Origin of the sequence: Bacillus sp. CGMCC 1.60114 (assembly GCF_042676365.1) — a bacterium.
Lineage (GTDB): Bacteria > Bacillota > Bacilli > Bacillales > Bacillaceae_G > Bacillus_A > Bacillus_A rhizoplanae_A.
The window spans coordinates 226,866-246,651 of sequence record NZ_JBHTHG010000118.1 but is presented as its reverse complement, the minus strand read 5'-3'; the positions used below and the strand labels follow the sequence as shown (position 1 = coordinate 246,651).

The window sequence follows — 19,786 nt, the reverse complement described above, 5'->3', positions numbered from 1 at the left end:
CTCCAGTCTTTTTTCATAATTGTATATACTAGGTATAGAACTTACAATGTTTTTTCACATTTTCTTTAAAAGAAAAAACAGAGCGTACACTCTGTTTTTCTTCTCTTATATTTCGCTCGCTTGAAGATGAATCAATACCTGCTTATACCCTACTTGAATTTGTTCTGCTTGTTGCATCGATTCCTTGATGAATAATTGTTTCATTAGTAAGTTTTCTTGCAGTAATGTTTTATACTCTATAATTACATCCTGTAATTCCTCGTCACATTCAACTTCAATGTCTACTCGCAAATTTACTGGCAAATTCAGTTGTTTTCGATACTCCTGCACAGCGCGAATAAATTCTCTCGCCATTCCTTCCTGGAGCAATTCATCTGTTACGTTTGTGTCCAGCATAACGGTATATAATCCGTTCGTAGCATCTGCAAATCCTACTTTTGGCACTCTTTCAACAAACACTTCATCTAATGTGACAGTGACAGCTTCTCCAGACAGCAATTGACATGTTGCTTGTTCACTGTTTATAAACGCATTTACTTCTTCACTAGATAAGTTTTGCAACCAATTATTTACTGTATTGATTTGCTTTCCGAATCTCGGTCCCGCTTGTTTGAAGTTCAGTTTTAACTGATATGACATATACTCCGCTTCGCTATGTTCGATCGTCACTTCTTTCACGTTTAGCTCATCCATTACAATCTCTTTATAAGAATCCCAATCCATTTCTTGCTTCTTATGCTCAAATACAACAAGTTTTGCTAATGGCTGTTTTACTTTTAATGTATTTTGATTGCGAATACTGCGTCCGAGCTCCACTACTTGTAAAACAGCTGCCATCTCTGTTTCAAGCTGTACATCGATAAGTGTTTCTTCAAATGCTGGATAATCTGCTAAATGAACACTGCTTCCTTCCAAATTCGAATGAATATCCTCTGCCAAAAACGGCGTAAACGGCGCAAGCAACTTACTGATTGTAACAAGTACTTCATGAAGCGTGTCATATGCCGCTGCTTTTTCAGCATCCATACCAGATGCCCAAAAACGACTACGTGAACGTCTTACATACCAGTTACTTACCTCTTCAACTAATAATGCTATTTCACGAGCAGCCGTTGTAAATTGATATTCTTCTAAAGAACATCTTACTTTCTGAATCGTACTATGCAATCTTGATAATACCCATGCATCCAGCTTTGTTTTCTTTATGCTATACTTCTGTTTTGGATTGTATTCATCTAACTCTGCGTACAGTACATAAAAGCCATATACATTTAACAATGTATCTACTAGCTTCGATTTTGCTTCCTGTACAGTTCGTTCTGAAAATCGTTTCGGATTCCACGGTGCACTATCTACAAGAAGTGCCCAGCGCAAGGCATCTGCTCCAAATTTCTCTACTAAATCTACTGGGTCTAACGCATTCCCTTTACTTTTTGACATCTTTTGACCATTTTCATCTAACACATGTCCAAGTGATAATACACGCTTATATGGTGCTCTACCAGTGTACAGCGTAGACACCGCAAGTAAGCTATAAAACCAACCGCGCGTCTGATCAATTCCTTCAGCAATGACATCCGCTGGAAACTGTTCTTTAAATAACTCTTTATTTTCAAAAGGATAATGATACTGTGCGAACGGCATTGAGCCGCTATCAAACCAAACGTCAATAACTTCTGCCGTACGCTTCATCATTTCGTCGCATTTCGAACATTTTACTTTTACTTCATCTACATATGGCTTATGCAGTTCAATATTTTCATCTACAGCACTAGTTGTATAATTTCTTAACTCCTCAATGCTTTTCGGTGAAAATTGATGATTACACCCTTCGCACTCCCATACATTAAGCGGCGTACCCCAATATCGTTTTCGACTGATATTCCAATCAACCATATTTTCTAAAAAGTTCCCGAACCGTCCATGTTGAATATGCTCTGGGTGCCATGCTACTTCATCATTATTTTGTAAAAATTGCTCTTTTAGAGCAGTTGTTCGAATGAACCAACTTTCATTTGCGTAATAAAGTAGCGGTGAATCACAGCGCCAACAATGCGGATAACTATGCTCATATTTCTCCTTATGATAAAGAAGACCATGCTCAGCTAAATAGCGAACAATTTCAACATCACACTCTTTTACAAATTTTCCTTGTAAAAAAGGAACATCAGATGTGTATTCTCCTTTTTCATTCACAACATTTACAAATGATAAGCCTTGTTCTTGAACCACTTTATAATCATCTTCCCCGTAAGCAGGCGCAATATGCACAATCCCTGTACCGCTATGTGCAGTTACAAAGTCAGCACTCACAATACAATGACCATTTGTAACTTCTGCAAACTGAAATGGCGGTACATAAGAAAGTCCTGTCAACTCGCTTCCTTTGTGAACAGATAACACTTTATATTCTTGCTGAAGTACATCTTTCGCTAACTCTTTCGCAACAATATAAACATTATCTCCTTGCTGCGCTCGAACATATTCCATCTCTGGATGAACTGCTAACGCTACATTAGCCGGAAGCGTCCACGGAGTTGTTGTCCATCCGAGAACGTACTCGTTTTTCCGATCTGCAAGTTGAAATTTAACTGTTGCACTTAAATCCTTCACTGTTTTATATCCTTGCGCTACCTCATGTGAGCTTAATGATGTTTGACAGCTTGGGCAATAAGGAGAAACGCGGTGCCCTTTATATAGCAATCCTTTTTCATGAATTGTTCCAAGAATATGCCAAACGCTTTCGATATAAGAATTATCTAGCGTGATATACGGTGCATCCATGTCAACCCAGTAGCCGATACTCTCTGTAAATTCACGCCACTGCTTTTCATACGTAAATACACTTTCCTTACATTTTGCAAGAAATGCTTCTACACCGTACTTTTCAATATCATGTTTACCAGAAATACCAAGCTGTTTTTCAACTCCTAGTTCTACTGGTAATCCATGTGTATCCCAACCAGCCTTACGGAGCACTTTATATCCCGTCATCGTTTTATACCTTGCGACTAAATCCTTAATTGTCCGTCCTAGCGCATGACCGACATGCGGAAGACCATTCGCAGTCGGCGGTCCTTCATAAAATACGAAAGATTGTGCACCTTCACGATTTCGAATCGATTGCATAAAGGTATCCTGTTCATTCCATTGCTTACGAATTCGCGCTTCTCTCCTTACAGCTAACTCTTTCACATCTACCTTCTTCATCTACAATCACTCCTTATGAAATAATTAAAAGTACACAAAAAACCCGTCCCTATCATTAGGGACGGGTTTACCCGCGCTACCACCCTACTTCTATTGATTAACCGTTCAATCAATAGCACTCAGCAACGTACAATCATACGCGTTCCTTGTAACGGTAGACAACCGTTCGAACTTACTATGTTCAGTTCGACTCCTCGGAGATGATTTTCAAACATATACCGAACACCGGCTTTCAGCAAAGTACCGGCTCTCTGGGGAACAGTGATATATTTTACTCGTTCTCGTCATCAGATTTGTATACTTTTATTAACAGTTATTTTATTCCAATACAACATTAATTGTCAACTAATTCAGAATTTTTTCTTGAGCTATATTTAATTGTTACCTTTACTACCCTTTTTTATTCCGCACCTATTGGAACGTGACATGAATATCAGAATATCACATGGTTAAACTACTGAAAGAACTAAAACGTTTACTATCACGAAAACATTATACGATTCATACTTACAGTACTATATTTTAAAACGAAATGGTGGTGTTTTTATGGCAGATTTTTTAGAACCAATCGATTATGAAACAGGTACAGCAATTCAAACTTTTAACATCATCGAAACAAATGTTACTCTTGATGGATATGAAGTTCTATTGGATATTGATTTAGACAGTGGTTACGAATTAGAAAAAGTAAAAATGAAAATTACCTTTGAAGAATTAGCAGGATACGAAACAACTGATATTCATGAAGGAGTAAAATATGCTTTAGGATTTTTTCATGAATGATTGCACCGACATAAAAACCTTCAGTGTACTGAAGGTTTTTATGTAAAACTTAACATTGTCGTTTTAAACAAACAGGTTTCCCATTTTGCAAGTTTTAAACCGGCTTTATCGAATGCTTGGAATAGTATATTGTAGTTTATTCTTTTAAAATTTTTGTTGTTAGTTATACACTCTAGTAATTTGTCTTTGCCAATGTGCATGTAAAACATCCGATATTCCTCCTGCAATGTATTATACAACCAAAGCTGCTTCATTGACTTGCTTACACTCATGGCCTGACGTTGTTTCTTATCAAGAAAACTTATATATCTTTTCTTTACTTTCATATGCATGGATGAAACTCGTATACATTTCCGTTTGATACGAAAGTACATATCTATAACATCAAGATTGCCCGCTTCTTTTTGCTTAAGTACGAATGAAGCATTTTCACATGCTAATTGTTCTATCTCTTCAGCTGTAAAAAACAATGATGCTTCCCGTTTCACCGCGTTTGTACAATCTGCAGAGTGAAATAGATTAAATATCCCATTCATTGCTCCAAACGTACATCGTATCGTTCCTTTCTTTGCTTTTTCAGGCTTGAAGTTTCCCTTCCACTTTTTTTCAATCAGCTCGGAAACCGATTTGTACGGCGGTTGTGGTGTACCTTGAACCAACACACATAAACTTTCTCCTAAATTCAAGAATTCAGATTCTAATTCCCACCACCATTCAGAATACTCCTTATTTTCATCCCAATATAAACGCCGGCATAAATTCGGTGTAATCGTCACATATTTGCAGGCAAGAATTTGAAATCCTCTTTGCTCAAGAAACGACAGAATTTCTCGTTCTAAATTTAAGTATACTGCGTCTGGTTTGCATATTACGAACCCTAATTTGTCCCAATTCAATATCTATATCCCCCTTCCACCCTATGTAATACTATATGGAAGAAAAGGAAAGTTGCTTATGCGAACATAATAATGATTATGTTCATACATCCAATTTGAACTTTCAACAGTGGGAATTTTCTTCATCTCCCACTGTTGGAAAGCCCGCTCAATCGGACGCATGCCAGCAGTGTAAAATGACAATAAAGTTATTTAATTTTGAAACGTCAAACACGTATAATCCCATTTTGATTTTAAGATGAGGTTAAAATAAAGTTTTTTAAATTTCGATGTAAAATACTTCACTGCACTTAAAAATATAACAATGAATTCATTTAAATCTAAGTGTTATAGAAAGAAGGAAATAAATAGTCATTCCTTCTTCCATTCAAGGGCTGGATTTGTGAAACAATGTGTTTATAGAAGATGCAGATTAACATTAAAAAACCCCTCACAGTTAGTTAACTATGAAGGGCTTTTTAATTATATAATGTTGACTAATTCTTTGGAGAAGACTTTTTATTCAATGCTAATAATAAAATCATTCCAATAATACAAGTTGTACCAACCCATTGAAAAAATCCAAAAGGTTCTTTTAACCAAAAGACTGTTGTTAAAACAGCTGCTAGTGGTTCTAAACTACCTAAAAGGCTTGTTTCTTTAGGTGAAAGACTTTGTAAACTTTCTATATAAAACCAGAACGCAAGCATTGTACCGAATATTATAACGAATACTACGTATAAATAGGCTTCTACTGATAAATTTGTAGAGTCCATTTGCCAAGGTGGATGAATAAAACTTAATGCAAAACCACTGATAATCATAGCCCAGCCAACAACGACAAGGGAATCATATTGCTTCAGTAAAGGAACTGCATATAAGGTGTAAAATGCTAACGCTAGTCCAGATAAAACACCCCAAACTATTGCAGATGTCTGCACAGATAGTTGAGAGATTGATCCATTGGTTAATAAGAAAAAGCAACCACCTAAAGCAAGCGCAACGGTTAACAAATCTTGTCGTGTTAGTACAGTTTGTTTGCGTAAAATTAAGTAAATAATAATCATTACAGGTGCTAGATACTGTAATAGTGTCGCAACAGCAGCATTACCATATTTAATGGATGCCATATATGTGTATTGAACCGAAAGCATGCCAAGTAACCCGAAGATAATCAGTTGAATAGCTTATTTTTCCATACACCAATTATCTGAAAACGGTCTTTTCTAAAAAATTGAACCGTTAAGAGTAAAAAACCGCCTATGAGTAATCGTGTCGTTACAAGCCAATTCACATTGATTGAGTATTGTTGAAAGAGCTTCTGTGCAACCGTGCCACCAATCCCCCAAAATATCGCTCCCATTATAACGAGAAATAACCCTGTTTTTCTAGTAGGTCCATTCATAATCCATTCTCCACCTTAAATATAATAATAGTGTTATAATAAGTGCTAAATCGTTTTAATAATACTGAAATTTTACGAAAAAGTATAAGTATATTGAGGTGATAATTTGCAAATAAAAAACTTCATTGTTGATGAAAGCTTAAAAGAACTGACTAAACATCGTACCATCATGTTACCAATTGCATGTTACGAGACAACAATTAACCAAAATATCCATGGCTATATACCACTTCATTGGCATGAGGAAATTCAATTTGTTTTGATTTTAAAAGGAGAAGCAATCTTTCAAATAAATGAAGAAAGAATAGTAGTTCCAAAGGGCGACGGGCTATTTATAAATAGCGGCTACCTGCACATGGCAGAGGAAAAGGATCAATCGGACTGCATCTATATTTGTTTAAATGTATCTCCTCATTTCGTTTTGTCACAAGAACTCTACACAACCTATGTATCTCCCTATATTCAAGCGACTAATTTACCTTACTTATATTTAGTTGCAAATGAGCCTTGGGGGAAAAACATTTTAGATGCCATTATAAAAATTAATCAATTGATTCAACAAAAACCACCATACTATGAAATTGACATCACCATGCAGTTAACGTTAATCTGGAAAAATTTGATCATTAATGGCGTGCAATTAGAACACAATCAGACAGAAATGTTAAAGAGTAATCGGATGAAACAAATGCTAAATTGGATACACCTACATTATGCTGAGAAAATCATGTTAGACGATATTGCAAGAGCTGGTCAATTGAGTCGATCTGAATGTTGTCGATATTTCAAACGACTTTTAAAGAAAACCCCATTGACTTATGTAACCGATTATAGAATTCAAAAAAGCTTAATCCTACTGCAACAAGCAGAATCCAATGTTACAGAAGTTACCTATCAAGTAGGATTTAATAGTACAAGCTATTTCATCGATAAATTCCGAAAGTCGATGAACATGACACCATTAGCATATAAAAAGTATAAAATAGATGGTTACTAACTAAATTAAGTTCTTATGTAAAATGACAGTAAAGTTATTAGATTTTTAAAACCTCAAATAAGCATACCCCCGGCCTAAATTTAGAACGGGGGGAAAAGCTTACTTAATAATAATTATTTTTAATTTAGAGTTTTTTAACAATCACTTATTCAATTACCTGGCTTGATTATTGAAATGCATGACTGGCGTTTTTAAACAACTTTATTATGATAAAACAAGCAGTTAGCAGTTATCCCCTACCTATCTTCCTCGCTTCACTCTGAATCTCGAGATTGGGGTCTTACTGCCCACGAATAACAGGATAAAGTTATGCGTTATCCGATTAAGGAAGTTGAATGCTGAAATACAATTTCACCGTCCAACATTGTTACTTCAACCTGTATATCCTTAATCTGTTCGTGAGGAACGTTTAGAATCTGTTTATCCAAAACAACCAAGTCTGCAATTTTCCCTACTTCGATACTGCCTTTCATCGTTTCCTCAAAACTTGCGTACGCACCATTCCAGGTAAAGAGTTTAATTGCTTCCAAAATGCTAACACGCTGATTGGCTCCGACCTCTTGTCCGGATGAACTCAAGCGGTTAACAGCGACATGAATACCAAGAAGTGGATTTGGCATGATAACCGGGCTATCGGAAGCAGCTGCAGCAATGATACCAGCATCAATATAATCACGAAGGGGATACATATGATTTACCCTTTCACCATAGTCTTTTATATACCCTTCCCCAAATTCATAGAAGAACCCAGGATTAGGAATAGGAACCACTCCAAGCTTTTTCATGCGGATAAGTAAATCCGGCATTGTCACCCCCGCATGTTCAATCCGATGCCGATGATTTGACCGTGGATGTTTTTCGAGTGCACGTTCCATGCAAGTAAGCAACATATCAATCGCTCGATCTCCCTGTGCATGTGCCGTAATTTGAAATCCTTTTTCGTGTGCTTCTCCCAATATCTCATCCAATTGCTCCTGACTATAGTAGAGAATTCCGCAATCATTTGGATTACTTGTGTATGGTTCCCTCGTTGCAATTGTCGGACCGGTGCTGGCACCGTCCGTAAATACCTTTGCAGGACCGATTCGAAACCACTCGTTACCTAGCCCTGACAAAATACCGGCATCTATCATTTTCTTAATGTAATTTTCAGGATGGTTCAGTTCACAAATCATGGCATAAATCCGTGTCTTCACAGCCCCGGAAGCAACCGCTTTCTGCATTGCTCTAAAAACGGAAGCACCGTATGAACCGGCATCATGAATACTCGTTATTCCTAATTTAACAAACTCATTACTTGCTAGAACAAGCCCCTTAATCAGTTCCTCTTCGGAAAATTGCGCGAGTGCATACATACTCATATGAGCGGTTTCATATAACAATCCGTTAAGATCACCGTTTTTATCCCGTCCGATGATTCCTCCCTCCGGATTGGGGGTATTTTTGGATAAACCGGCCAATTCAAGTGCTTTGCTGTTTACTACGGAAATGTGACCGCAAGTACGTCCAACGATAACTGGATGATCCTTGGAAATCTCGTCAAGCTCCCATCTCGTGGGAAAACGCTTTTCTTCAATTAAATTCTCGTTAAATCCCCATGCCCGAATCCACTCTCCTTTAGGCGTCTGATTCGCCGCTGCTTTCCCCTTCTCCAGAAGATCATGTACAGATGGCAAATGCATCTCCTTGAAATCAATACCGAGCTTATTCGTTCCAATAATCGCCATATGCAAATGAGAATCAATGAAACCAGGCAGTAAACTCTTTCCTTCCAAATTTATGACATGCGTGTTGTCATGAATGTAATTCTTTATTTCCTCATTTGTACCAACCGCAATAATTCTGTTCCCTTTGACTGCGACCGCTTCCGCAATTCTGTTTTTCTCATCAACTGTAATTACTTCACCGTTTAAAAACACACTATCCGCCATTTAAAATCCTCCTTAAATCGTTGTTTTTGTCTCTTCTTTCTGAACAAACGGCTGATGACTCCCTTCAAGCGTTCGCGTCATCATACTAACTCCCACCATGATAATCGTGTTTACCAACAAGGCAATGAACCCAATATTGATATCCTTCACAACGGAAGGAAGTGTTGGAAACAACGTGCTAAACGACGTCTTAGAGATGGTTACATAGGCCACTGTTGCTATTCCGCAGATGATTCCGAGAAACGCTCCATATTTGTTTACCAAATTGTGTTTCGATAAACTAAACAGAAGGGGAGGAAACAATTGGGTGACTAGACTGTAGCCCATCAAAAGCAATGTAGACAGAGAATTTCCTTTATCCAAAGCAAAGTACACCGAAATCAGTGTAATGACTGGAACAGCCCACTTCGCCACATTCATCATTTGGACCTCAGTAGCGGATGGGACGAAGAACTTATATATATTTTTTGAAAACAACGTTGATGCCGACATCAACATAATGGAACTTGGCACGAGTGCAGTCAATAAGCCGGCCGCTCCAATGAACCCAACGATCCATGGTTTAAACGACATAATTGATATTCTCAATAAGGCCAAGTCCCCCTCGGCTCCCTTTAAGCCCGGAACCTTCAAAAGTGCCGTATAGCCTACAAAGACTATAAACAACAGCATAAGAGTATATACCGGCAAAATGACTGCATTCTTACGGAATACCTTTACGTTCTTAGCAGCGAATACTGGTGCAAGCGCATGTGGCCACATATAAAAACCTAGTACGGATAATAGGACAGTGGAAATGAACCATGAGATGCTTAGTCCCTCTTTAGGAAATGTCAGAAACTCTGGTTTCGTCTGATGAACCGCTTCAAACATTGGTTGGATTCCACCGTAATAGTGGTATGGAATATAAAGTCCTAAAAAAACGACTACGATCAAAATGGTGATATCTTTTATGACGGCTGTCCAAGCTGATCCGTGAATTCCTGATATCATCACGTAAATAGTGACCGCGATGGCCCCGATCCAAATTGCAGCGGTAGGCGATATGGAGCCATAGGACGTTTCTGATACGATAATTCCTAATCCTTTTAATTGAAGAATAAAATAAGGGACTACTGCAATTATGCCGACAATAGATACAAGAATCCCTAGATAAGGACTGTTGAACTTCTTGACGAAAAAATCGGATTGGGACACGATTTGATGTTTCTGAGAAAATTTCCAGATGGGAGGAAGCAACCAGTAAGAAAGGATATACGCCAATGTGATATACGCCAGTACATATAATGCTGCCGTTCCACTGCGATAAACCCAACCGCTTGCCCCGAGAAAAGTAAATGTCGTATATACCTCTCCCGCAAGTAACAGGAATACGAACATGGTCCCAAAACCTCTCCCGCCTACAGACCACTGCTCCAAATTCATTTCTTTTCCCCTTGTTGCGCGAATACCCAAGTAAAGAGAGAAAAGTAAGAATCCAAATATAATAACTAGTGCAATGCTCATTCTGTATCCCCCTCTTGGTTTTCAGGATCGATTCGATAGATGATGGCCATCACAATAGAAGTTAAAACAACCCATAACACAAACCAAAAAAGGACAAACGGCATTCCAAGTACAAAGGGAGTTACCTTGTTTACGAACGGAATACCTCCCAACATACCAATAAACGGAAGTATTCCTAATACATGAGTTTTCTTCAACTTCACAGCCTCCTCTTCATGAATCAATTTGGTCTACTTCTGACATTTGTTAGTTACCTATACGATTCAAAGTCTTCTTCTCTTGTTTCTTCAAAAACACAAGATTAATACCCCACCCTTTAAATTAGCCAACTATTCAGAAAATTAAAGATAAAAAAATGAAAGCCCCCTCCTATCTTCTTCGCTTTTCTCTGAATCTTGAAGTGGGGGCTTACTGTCCGCAAATAGCGGGATAAATGTACTTGTTTACAGTGTAACATTTCGAAGTTATTTTATATCGTCTTAATAATCTAGGTTAAACCTATTCAAGTTCCGCTACTGCTTTTTTTATTGTTTTGACGATAAATTCAAAGTCTTCTTCTGTAATATTTAACGGTGGTGCCAGCATGAGTACATTGTTATATCCTGCGACTGTATCACCGTTTTTACCAATGATCAATCCTTGCTTTTTGCAAGCTTCAATCACAGTATTAACTTTCTTTATATCTGCAGGCTGTTTCGTTTTTTTATCTTCGACGAGCTCAATCCCTATTAAAAACCCCTTGCCCCGTACATCGCCGACATATGGATAGTTTCTTAGTTCTGATAATTCTTCAAGGAAACGGTCACCTAAGACCCTTGCGTTTTCAATAAGTCCTTCCCTTTCCATAATCTCAAGATTCTTCAGCGCAACTGCACAGCTCGCTGGATGTCCACCAAATGTATTAACATGACGAAGATGATCATATTCTTCCGTCCCTTTAAACGCTTCATAAATGTCTTTTCTTACAGCGGTTGCTGATAATGGAAGATAAGAGCTTGTAAGTCCTTTTGCCATTGTAACAATGTCTGGTTTCACACCATAATGCATAAATCCAAATTTTTCTCCTGTTCTACCAAAACCGCAAATTACTTCATCCACAATAAGAAGTACACCATGCTTTTCACAGATTTCTTTTACCTTCTTCATATAATCTTCAGGTGGCATAAGTACACCGCCACCGCTAATGATCGGCTCCATAATGACTCCAGCAATAGTTTCTTTTAATTCCCACGTAATGACACGATCAATTTCTTCCGCAAACTTAAGGTTTTCTTCTTTCGTATGACGATAAGAATCAGGTGGTGTGACATGTAAAAACCCTTGTCCTAAAGGCTCATATTTATACTTACGCTGCGCTTGACCCGTTGCAGCAAGAGCCCCCATTGAATTGCCGTGGTAAGCGCGATAACGTGAAATAAATTTATAGCGATTGTATTCACCGGACTGCTGATGATACTGGCGGGCAATTTTAAACGCTGTTTCATTCGCTTCAGAACCACTATTGGAGAAGAAAATGACGTATTCATCACCAAGCCATTCATTTAACTTCTCTGCTAATTGAATTGCTGGTAAGTGACTTTGGGATAATGGAAAATATGGAACATCTAAAAGCTGTTGGTAAGCGGCCTCCGCAAGCTCTTTGCGACCATATCCAACATTCACACTCCATAAACCAGACATGCCATCTAAATAACAATTTCCTTCAATATCAGTTATTTTCGACCCTTTTGCATCTGTAACAATCATTGAAGGAGCAGCTGCATTATAACGGCGCATTGCATGCCAAATGTATTGCTCATCTTTTTTTACAAAATCTTGTCGTTGATCAACTTTTTGCATAGTTATTCCCCTTCCTTTAATACTGAGCTGTTAACATTTTTTTTCTTGTGTAAAATTCAATACCATCTTTTCCATTTGCGTGCAGGTCACCGTAGAAAGAATTTTTATAGCCTGAGAATGGAAAGAACGCCATTGGAGCAGGAACTCCGAGATTGACACCTAGCATTCCTGCATCAATTTCTTCACGAAATTCACGGATCGCACTCGCACTGTCAGTATACAAACATGCGCCATTTGCAAACTCAGACTTATTTGTAAGTTCAATTGCTTCCTCTAAAGTTTTTACTCGAACAATCGATAACACAGGAGCAAAAATTTCATCTTGCCAAATTTTCATTTCAGGTTGGACGTTATCAAAGATCGTCGGGCCAACAAAGTATCCTTTTTCATTCTCTACATCTTTTCTTCCATCCCGAATAAGAGAAGCACCCTCCTTTTCACCTAATTCAATGTAATGAATTGTGCGCTTTTTATGCGACTCACGAATGACTGGTCCAAGGAACACCCCTTCATCCATCCCATTTCCTATTTTAATTTCATCAGCAGCTTTTTTGAGTCGGCTGATGAATTCATCTGCAACGTCTCCAACTGCAACGACAACTGAAGCTGCCATACAACGTTCGCCTGCAGATCCAAATGCAGCACCGATGATATTGCTTACGGCGTTTTTTAAATCTGCATCCGGCATAACAATCGAATGATTTTTTGCCCCTGCAAGCGCTTGTACACGTTTGCCGTTAGCTGCTGCTGTTTTGTATACATACTCAGCCACAGGTTGAGAACCAACGAAGGATACTGCCTTCACATCCTTATTTTCAAGAATGCCATTCACCACATCATGTGCACCATGCACAATATTTAATACGCCATCTGGTAGACCTGCTTCTTGAAACAGTTCAGCTAAGCGATTAGCCAACAATGGTGTTCTTTCAGATGGTTTTAATATAAACGTGTTTCCGCATGCAATCGCGAGTGGAAACATCCAGCATGGAACCATCATCGGAAAGTTAAACGGCGTTATTCCCCCGATTACTCCGATTGGGTAACGATACATCCCTGACTCAACACCAGTAGCAATATCAGGAAGTTGCTCTCCCATCATCAAGCTTGGTACACCTGCAGCAAATTCAACACATTCAATCCCCCGTTGTACTTCACCGTAAGCTTCCTTGTAACTTTTTCCATTCTCTAGAGTAATAAGCTGCGCTAATTCCTCCCAGTTTTCAACTAATAACTGTTGGTAGCGAAATAAAATGCGAGCACGTCGAGGCACAGCGACCTTTCTCCATGTTTTGAAGGCTTCTTTAGCAGTTATAACCGCTCGATCTAAATCTTCTCTAGTTGAAAGTGGTACACGAGCAATGAGCTCTCCCGTTGCTGGATTTGGTACTTCTTCAACCTGTTTACTTGTAGATTCTATCCACTGTCCACCAATGTAGTTTTTTAACGTTTGTACAATGTTAGTTGCTACCATAGTGAAAACCTCCTGTTTGAAATAACAATCCTGTGCGTTTATTATATCCGTACCAGAAAGCGCTTTCAGTAGACAGTATGTAAATTTATTTGTAAAATAATCACTACATTTTGGTAATATCCAATCTATTTATTTACAAATAGTCCAAAGTAAGAAAACATAGAGTAAAGTACTCAACATACTTCATTACGATTTAAAAGCAAATACATATTCATAGGCAGTGATGGCAAATTCAATCGCTTGTCGTTTATGGAAATCCATAAAATCTTCCCCTAAGAGCTCATTTAATTTTTGAAGTCGTTGGTAAAGAGTCTGCCGAACGATATATAAATTTGTTGCTGTTTCTTGCTTAGATCCATTGCACTTAAGGTAAGTTTTTAATGTTTCCATTAGTTTTCCGTTATTTTGCTGGTCATAAATGAGTACAGGGCCTAAATAATCGGAGATAAAATCATCCAGATCTCCTTGTTCGTTAACTATCGATACTAAACGAAAGATATGTAAATCGTCATAAAAATAGCTCACATGCCCTTTTGGCATGTTCTCCTGAATGATTAATGATTCTTGCGCCGTGTAATAGCTCTTTTTTACATGACTTAATTTATCTATAAATTTTCCGACACCAAATTGGATTTGACCCACCTTGTATTTTTCCATTAATTCTGTTTTTTGCAGATGGTCGATTCCCGCTTCGATTCTACGTTTCCAATCACTCGTTTTCCGCTTGTTCAGCAATATGAACATCATTTGATTCTTCCTTACAGTTGCTAAAAGAAAGAAACCCTGCTGTTCAAATATAGAACGAAAGAGTATTTTTAAATAAGTGAAACCCGAGCTTTTTTGGTCATAGTCATCGATTTTACAGAGTAACACAATACAGCCGTTTACTTTGAGGTTAGGCTCAAGCTCAGTAATGTATCTATGAATTCGCTCTTCACTATGTGCCCCATCGATCCATCTTTGAATCCATTCCGTTTCATCAGCCTTCCTTCGTTCTTCAACATATAACTCACGTAATAGGTTTTGCGCCAATGCTATGGCACTTCGGTCTACTATAAGTGATTCAAATCCATTTATTTCAGATTCTGAAACGACGAAGAGGTCTGCAAATTTTTGATCTAAAGCTTGTATTGATTGACAAAAAATAGTTACGTCCTTTTGTACGTTATCCCCTCTTAAAAATTTAATGATTTTCTCTTGTTCATCAGGCATTTTTTCGGAAATAATTTGGATTTCACCTTCTTTTGAACGATACAATACTGTCATTTGTAAATAATCGTGTAACAGTTGCAAGATTTTTGATTGTGAGTTAGATGTAAGAAGCAACCGATTTAACTGATGTGAATAGTCTTCTAAATCTGAAATCATTTGATAGTGTTTTTTCAATAAAAGAGTATGTACATCTTGTGTAATATCAACAAACCGTACTTCATGATAGAAAACAATTAATGGGAAATCATGACAATCGGCTAATTCTATAATTTCTTGTGGCACGTCAGTCATATACATTCCTAATTCAATACAAAGTCCTGCAGCATTCGCATCAATAAATTCTTTAAGTAATGAAAGAAAAACTTCTTTATCTCCTTTCCATCCAACTCCTGTAGAAAGGATAAGTTCATTTCCGTTTAAGAGATTTCCAATTCGAGGTATTTCCATAATATGTAGCCACTTTACCGTTCGGCAAAGGCCGGCTTTCCCTGCTATCACTTTTGCATTTTGAAAATGCCTATGCTTTAAGATTTCCTTTACTGATAAATTAACCCCAGTATTCATTTTATCGTACACCTCTTTAGAGTTTAGAAACTTTAATTCTAATAATATTTTATTTGAAAATTTTAAATTATACAAAATATAAAAAACTAAATACAGGTAATTTTCCTGTGCTCAAGTTTTCTCATACCCCTGTTTAGTATGACATATGTCCTATACAACACTTTATAAATACTGTAATTTATAAAGTGTTGTATAGCATAATAAGTATTTTATATAAAACTAGATTCGTATTTTACTTGTTATGACATTTTGTAACAAAATGCTATAGGACATCATATAAGTACGTTGACAAGACTTTTTTATAAAAAAGTTTGTATGTGATAACTAGAAAAACTAACTATATTTGGAGGATTAGTATGAAGTACGAGATTATAATATTTGATGCAGATGAGACTTTATTTGATTTTAAAAAATCTGAAAAAGATGCTCTTAAAAATACTATGCTTGCGTTTAATATAGAATATGATGAAAATCATCATTTGAAAGTATACAAGGATATAAATACAGCTATATGGAAAGAGCTTGAGGATGGACTTATTACTCAGAAAAAATTAAATGTTGAAAGATTTAAACGGTTATCAAATAAATTAAATGCTGAATTTGATGAAGTTGAATTTGCACAATTATATATGAAACATTTATCTTATGCATCTTTTTTATACGATGAGAGTATAGACCTTGTAGAAAGTCTACATAAAGATTATAGACTTACTATAATTACTAATGGTCTTAAAGATGTTCAGGATCATAGAATAAGAAAATCTATTATAGCAAAATACTTTGAAGATATCGTAGTCTCTGAGGATGTTGAGGCATCAAAGCCAGACCCTAAAATATTTGAACACGCTTTAAACAATATACAGCACACTGACAAGAGCAAGGTATTGATGGTAGGAGATAGCTTAACTTCTGATATACAAGGCGGGATCAATTTTGGTATAGATACGTGCTGGTTTAATCCTAATAAAATTGTAAATACATTAGGATTGAAACCTACTTTTGAGATTTCAAATTTGATGGAGCTTAAAAATATACTAAAAAAATAGATATACCTTAAGACAGCGGTTGTCTCAAAATGATTTAAAACTCGTTTTGAGTACAGCCTCTTTTATTTTATAAAATTAATCCATGTTTACTAATTAGCTGAAATGTTATAAATAAAAAAGAGAAAGAAATTGATAAACACTCAATTCCCTTCTCTTTCATATCCTCTACATCTCCTCAGGCGCTTCCATCCCAAGCAAACGTAAACCTTCTTTTAATACAATTTCCACCGCATATGCGAGCGCAAGTCTACTTTCTTTCTGTGCGTTTTCTTCTAAAATACGAACGTTACCATAATATTTATTAAACGCCTGCGCCACGTCTAGTAAATATTTTGCAATATGAGATGGCTCGTATTTTACAAAAGCTGTTTCAATGACTTGCGGAAAGCGATTTAACAATTTTATCACTGTCCAGCTTATATCATCTGTTAACTTTAATTCTTGTTTCTCAATATCTATATCGCTTTTTTTCAATAGCGAACAAGTACGTGCATGTGTGTATTGAACGTATGGTCCTGTTTCTCCTTCAAATTTCAGCATATTTTCAAGCGAAAATTCGATATTATGCATGCGTTCATTTTTCAAGTCGTGGAAAATAATTGCACCGACACCGACCTGTCTTGCTACTTCATCTTTGTTCTTTAAGTTCGAATTCTTTTCTTCAATATTTTGCTTTGCTAGCAAAATTGCTTCTTCTAGCACTTCTTCTAATAGAACAACTTTTCCTTTACGAGTAGACATTTTCTTACCGTCTTTTAAAATGAGTCCAAATGGTACGTGAGACATACCTTCTACCCACTGGAATCCTAATTTTTTTAATACTGTGAAGAATTGTGAGAAATGTAAGCTTTGTTCTTCTCCAACAACATATAATGCTTTATCAAATTCATACGTATTTTGACGATATAATGCAGCTGTTAGATCACGCGTTGCATAAATAGTAGCACCATCTGACTTTTTAATTAAACATGGCGGCATTCCTTCTGCTTCTAAATTGACCACTTGTGCTCCGTCTGATTCCTCTAGTAAACGGTGTTCTTCTAGAAGCGAAACGAGATCATCCATCTTATCATTATAAAATGCCTCGCCTTGAAAATTCGAGAATTCTACGCCAAGCAGTTCGTAAATACGAGAGAACTCTTTTAAAGATTCATGACGAAACCAATTCCATAAATATACCGCTTCTTGGTTTTCATCTTCTAACTTTTTAAACCAAGCACGTCCTTCTTCTTCTAACTCTGGATATTCTTTTACTTCTTCATGAAAACGTACGTATAACTTAAATAGCTCACGAATCGGATCTTCTTTGACAAGTTCTTCATCGCCCCATTTTTTATAGGCTGTAATAAGTTTCCCAAACTGCGTTCCCCAGTCACCGACGTAGTTAATGCCAACGACTTCGTAACCACACTTTTCACATATATGTTTTAATGCATTTCCAATCATTGTAGAACGTAAATGCCCCATCGAAAATGGCTTAGCTATATTAGGAGATGAATAGTCAATTACAACTGTTTTTTCTTGCCCAAAGTGCAGCTGCCCATATTCTTCTTTTTCGTCTAGTATTGCATTTAACACTTCATTACTTACAGTTTGACGATCGAAGAACACATTTACATATGGTCCAACTGCTTCTACTTTTGTAAAAAATGGGTGAGATAATTTATCTGCTAGTTCCTGCGCAATAACTGCTGGTGCTTTTTTATATTGTTTTGCCAATGTGAAACAAGGAAAGGCTGCATCTCCAAACTCATCTTGCTTTGGTGTTTCAATTAAAGCGGCAATTTGTTGTAATGATAAACTTGGTTCTAATACATCGAATACATGCTGTGCAAACTTCATTTTATATTCCATCAGTATCTTCCTCCTTTTTATCAATAAAAAAACTCGCCTCTTTTCTAAAAAAGAGACGAGTTTACACCCGTGGTACCACCCTTGTTGTTCATAACGAACCACTTTCCCGTTTATAACGAGGTAAGGGAGCCCCGGCTTACTCTACTACACCGTTCAAGCAGCATCTCCGAAGTGCGCTTCATTATTTTCTCTGCACTAGGCTTTCACCATCCCTAGCTCGCTATCGCTTCTGAAAATAATTACTCTCTTCATCCAAGATTTTCTATGCAATTGATTATAGTCCATTATACATATTATCTGACAATTAGCAAGTTTCAATTACACCAAAATGAAATTTAGAGCTTTTTCGTTTATATACAAAGAAGTTATGTTTTTCAAAACGCGTACTACGAAAATGGTCTTTTAACACAACTCGTTTTCGCGCCACACGCTTTGCCTCTTTAATTGTCTCATCCGTAATATCGTTGTACAATGCAAAATGTTTTAAACCACGAATACCGTCTGATTCTAATACTGTTTCTTCAAACATCGGATCTAAATATACTACATCGTAGCTATGATCTGCACATTGTTGCAAAAAAGATAAATGCTCCGTATGCTTTACTGTAATTCGCTGCATTGCTTCGTTAATTTCTGTTACACCTGCATCCCACTGTTGAAGACCTTTTTCAATTAAATATGCCATATAGCGATTACCTTCTAATCCAGTAACTTGTCCCGCTTCTCCTACAGCATAACTTGCCACAATGCTATCAGATGCCATACCTAGTGTGCAATCCAGTACTGTCATCCCTTCTTCTATCTGCGCAGCTTGCAGAAATGGATCATGTTCACCGCGCATTAATCGCTTCACGCGAAACATTGCTGAATTTGGATGAAAAAAGAACGATTCTTCCGTTCCTTGCGGATAAATCGCTAATCGGTTCTTCCCAACAACAAGTATATCTTGTTTATATTGCTCATGTAATTCATAAATAGGATGATCATTTCTCACTAAAAAAGTACATTGTAAATCTGCTGCTATTTTTTCAGCATATGTGGTCATCTCTTTATTTGTTCGTCCTGCTGTCGTTACAATCATTCTTTCACC

General features: G+C 37.0%; 13 protein-coding genes, 1 pseudogene and 2 other annotated features. Of the genes and pseudogenes, 3 read left to right on the top strand and 11 right to left on the bottom strand.

What is annotated here, in order from left to right:
• Positions 1–105 precede the first annotated feature (105 nt).
• A complete protein-coding gene (ileS, locus tag ACFQZ1_RS22560) occupies positions 106–3,210 on the bottom strand; it encodes an isoleucine--tRNA ligase (RefSeq protein ID WP_377884383.1) in 3,105 nt (1,034 codons plus the stop codon).
• Between the two features lie 54 nt (positions 3,211–3,264).
• Positions 3,265–3,507 (bottom strand) — a binding site (T-box leader).
• Positions 3,508–3,756: 249 nt separating this feature from the next.
• Here ileS and ACFQZ1_RS22555 point away from each other — a divergent pair.
• Positions 3,757–3,993, top strand: a complete 237-nt coding sequence (locus ACFQZ1_RS22555; protein WP_377884382.1) for a hypothetical protein — start codon at positions 3,757–3,759, stop codon at positions 3,991–3,993.
• A 38-nt stretch (positions 3,994–4,031) separates the two neighbouring features.
• On the opposite strand, the gene ACFQZ1_RS22550 is transcribed toward ACFQZ1_RS22555, so the two are convergent.
• Together ACFQZ1_RS22550 and ACFQZ1_RS22545 are read right to left on the bottom strand one after the other, a co-directional pair.
• Positions 4,032–4,889, bottom strand: a complete 858-nt coding sequence (locus tag ACFQZ1_RS22550; RefSeq protein WP_377884381.1) for a nucleoside-diphosphate kinase — start codon at positions 4,887–4,889, stop codon at positions 4,032–4,034.
• A gap of 476 nt (positions 4,890–5,365) precedes the next feature.
• A pseudogene (locus ACFQZ1_RS22545) lies at positions 5,366–6,273 on the bottom strand (DMT family transporter).
• 112 nt (positions 6,274–6,385) lie between these two features.
• Here ACFQZ1_RS22545 and ACFQZ1_RS22540 point away from each other — a divergent pair.
• The gene (locus ACFQZ1_RS22540; RefSeq protein ID WP_377884953.1) at positions 6,386–7,270 is read left to right on the top strand and encodes an AraC family transcriptional regulator; all 885 of its coding nucleotides are present in this window, start codon (positions 6,386–6,388) and stop codon (positions 7,268–7,270) included.
• Between the two features lie 314 nt (positions 7,271–7,584).
• On the opposite strand, the gene ACFQZ1_RS22535 is transcribed toward ACFQZ1_RS22540, so the two are convergent.
• The 6 genes from ACFQZ1_RS22535 to ACFQZ1_RS22510 form a co-directional block, all read right to left on the bottom strand.
• Positions 7,585–9,201 carry an amidohydrolase gene (locus ACFQZ1_RS22535; RefSeq protein WP_377884380.1) on the bottom strand — a complete coding sequence of 539 codons (1,617 nt, stop codon included), beginning with the start codon at positions 9,199–9,201 and terminating at the stop codon, positions 7,585–7,587.
• Positions 9,202–9,213: 12 nt separating this feature from the next.
• Complete coding sequence (locus ACFQZ1_RS22530; protein ID WP_377884379.1) at positions 9,214–10,707, bottom strand: sodium:solute symporter family protein; 1,494 nt, start codon at positions 10,705–10,707, stop codon at positions 9,214–9,216.
• The gene (locus ACFQZ1_RS22525) at positions 10,704–10,904 is read right to left on the bottom strand and encodes a DUF3311 domain-containing protein (RefSeq protein WP_377884378.1); all 201 of its coding nucleotides are present in this window, start codon (positions 10,902–10,904) and stop codon (positions 10,704–10,706) included. Before ACFQZ1_RS22525 ends, ACFQZ1_RS22530 begins: the two co-directional genes overlap by 4 nt.
• A gap of 301 nt (positions 10,905–11,205) precedes the next feature.
• Entirely contained in the window at positions 11,206–12,546 is a 1,341-nt protein-coding gene (locus tag ACFQZ1_RS22520) for an aspartate aminotransferase family protein (RefSeq protein ID WP_377884377.1), read from the bottom strand.
• A 16-nt stretch (positions 12,547–12,562) separates the two neighbouring features.
• Positions 12,563–14,020: a CoA-acylating methylmalonate-semialdehyde dehydrogenase gene (locus tag ACFQZ1_RS22515; protein ID WP_377884376.1), complete on the bottom strand. Its 1,458-nt coding sequence runs from the start codon at positions 14,018–14,020 to the stop codon at positions 12,563–12,565.
• A gap of 186 nt (positions 14,021–14,206) precedes the next feature.
• A complete protein-coding gene (locus ACFQZ1_RS22510; protein WP_377884375.1) occupies positions 14,207–15,796 on the bottom strand; it encodes a PucR family transcriptional regulator in 1,590 nt (529 codons plus the stop codon).
• Between the two features lie 356 nt (positions 15,797–16,152).
• Between ACFQZ1_RS22510 and ACFQZ1_RS22505 the strand changes: the two genes are divergently transcribed.
• Positions 16,153–16,842, top strand: coding sequence for a YjjG family noncanonical pyrimidine nucleotidase (locus tag ACFQZ1_RS22505; protein WP_377884374.1), 690 nt, complete (start codon positions 16,153–16,155; stop codon positions 16,840–16,842).
• 165 nt (positions 16,843–17,007) lie between these two features.
• On the opposite strand, the gene argS is transcribed toward ACFQZ1_RS22505, so the two are convergent.
• Both argS and ACFQZ1_RS22495 read right to left on the bottom strand, forming a co-directional pair.
• Complete coding sequence (gene argS / locus ACFQZ1_RS22500; protein WP_377884373.1) at positions 17,008–18,696, bottom strand: arginine--tRNA ligase; 1,689 nt, start codon at positions 18,694–18,696, stop codon at positions 17,008–17,010.
• A gap of 48 nt (positions 18,697–18,744) precedes the next feature.
• Positions 18,745–18,960: a binding site (T-box leader), on the bottom strand.
• 40 nt (positions 18,961–19,000) lie between these two features.
• Entirely contained in the window at positions 19,001–19,777 is a 777-nt protein-coding gene (locus tag ACFQZ1_RS22495; RefSeq protein WP_377884372.1) for a class I SAM-dependent methyltransferase, read from the bottom strand.
• Between the last annotated feature and the right edge of the window lie 9 nt (positions 19,778–19,786).

Coding starts and splice junctions, on each gene's coding strand:
- ileS (WP_377884383.1), bottom strand. CDS start 3,210: ATGAAGAAGGTAGATGTGAAAGAGTTAGCTGTAAGGAGAGAAGCGCGA.
- ACFQZ1_RS22555 (WP_377884382.1), top strand. CDS start 3,757: ATGGCAGATTTTTTAGAACCAATCGATTATGAAACAGGTACAGCAATT.
- ACFQZ1_RS22535 (WP_377884380.1), bottom strand. CDS start 9,201: ATGGCGGATAGTGTGTTTTTAAACGGTGAAGTAATTACAGTTGATGAG.
- ACFQZ1_RS22530 (WP_377884379.1), bottom strand. CDS start 10,707: ATGAGCATTGCACTAGTTATTATATTTGGATTCTTACTTTTCTCTCTT.
- ACFQZ1_RS22520 (WP_377884377.1), bottom strand. CDS start 12,546: ATGCAAAAAGTTGATCAACGACAAGATTTTGTAAAAAAAGATGAGCAA.
- ACFQZ1_RS22515 (WP_377884376.1), bottom strand. CDS start 14,020: ATGGTAGCAACTAACATTGTACAAACGTTAAAAAACTACATTGGTGGA.
- ACFQZ1_RS22510 (WP_377884375.1), bottom strand. CDS start 15,796: ATGAATACTGGGGTTAATTTATCAGTAAAGGAAATCTTAAAGCATAGG.
- ACFQZ1_RS22505 (WP_377884374.1), top strand. CDS start 16,153: ATGAAGTACGAGATTATAATATTTGATGCAGATGAGACTTTATTTGAT.
- argS (WP_377884373.1), bottom strand. CDS start 18,696: ATGGAATATAAAATGAAGTTTGCACAGCATGTATTCGATGTATTAGAA.
- ACFQZ1_RS22495 (WP_377884372.1), bottom strand. CDS start 19,777: ATGATTGTAACGACAGCAGGACGAACAAATAAAGAGATGACCACATAT.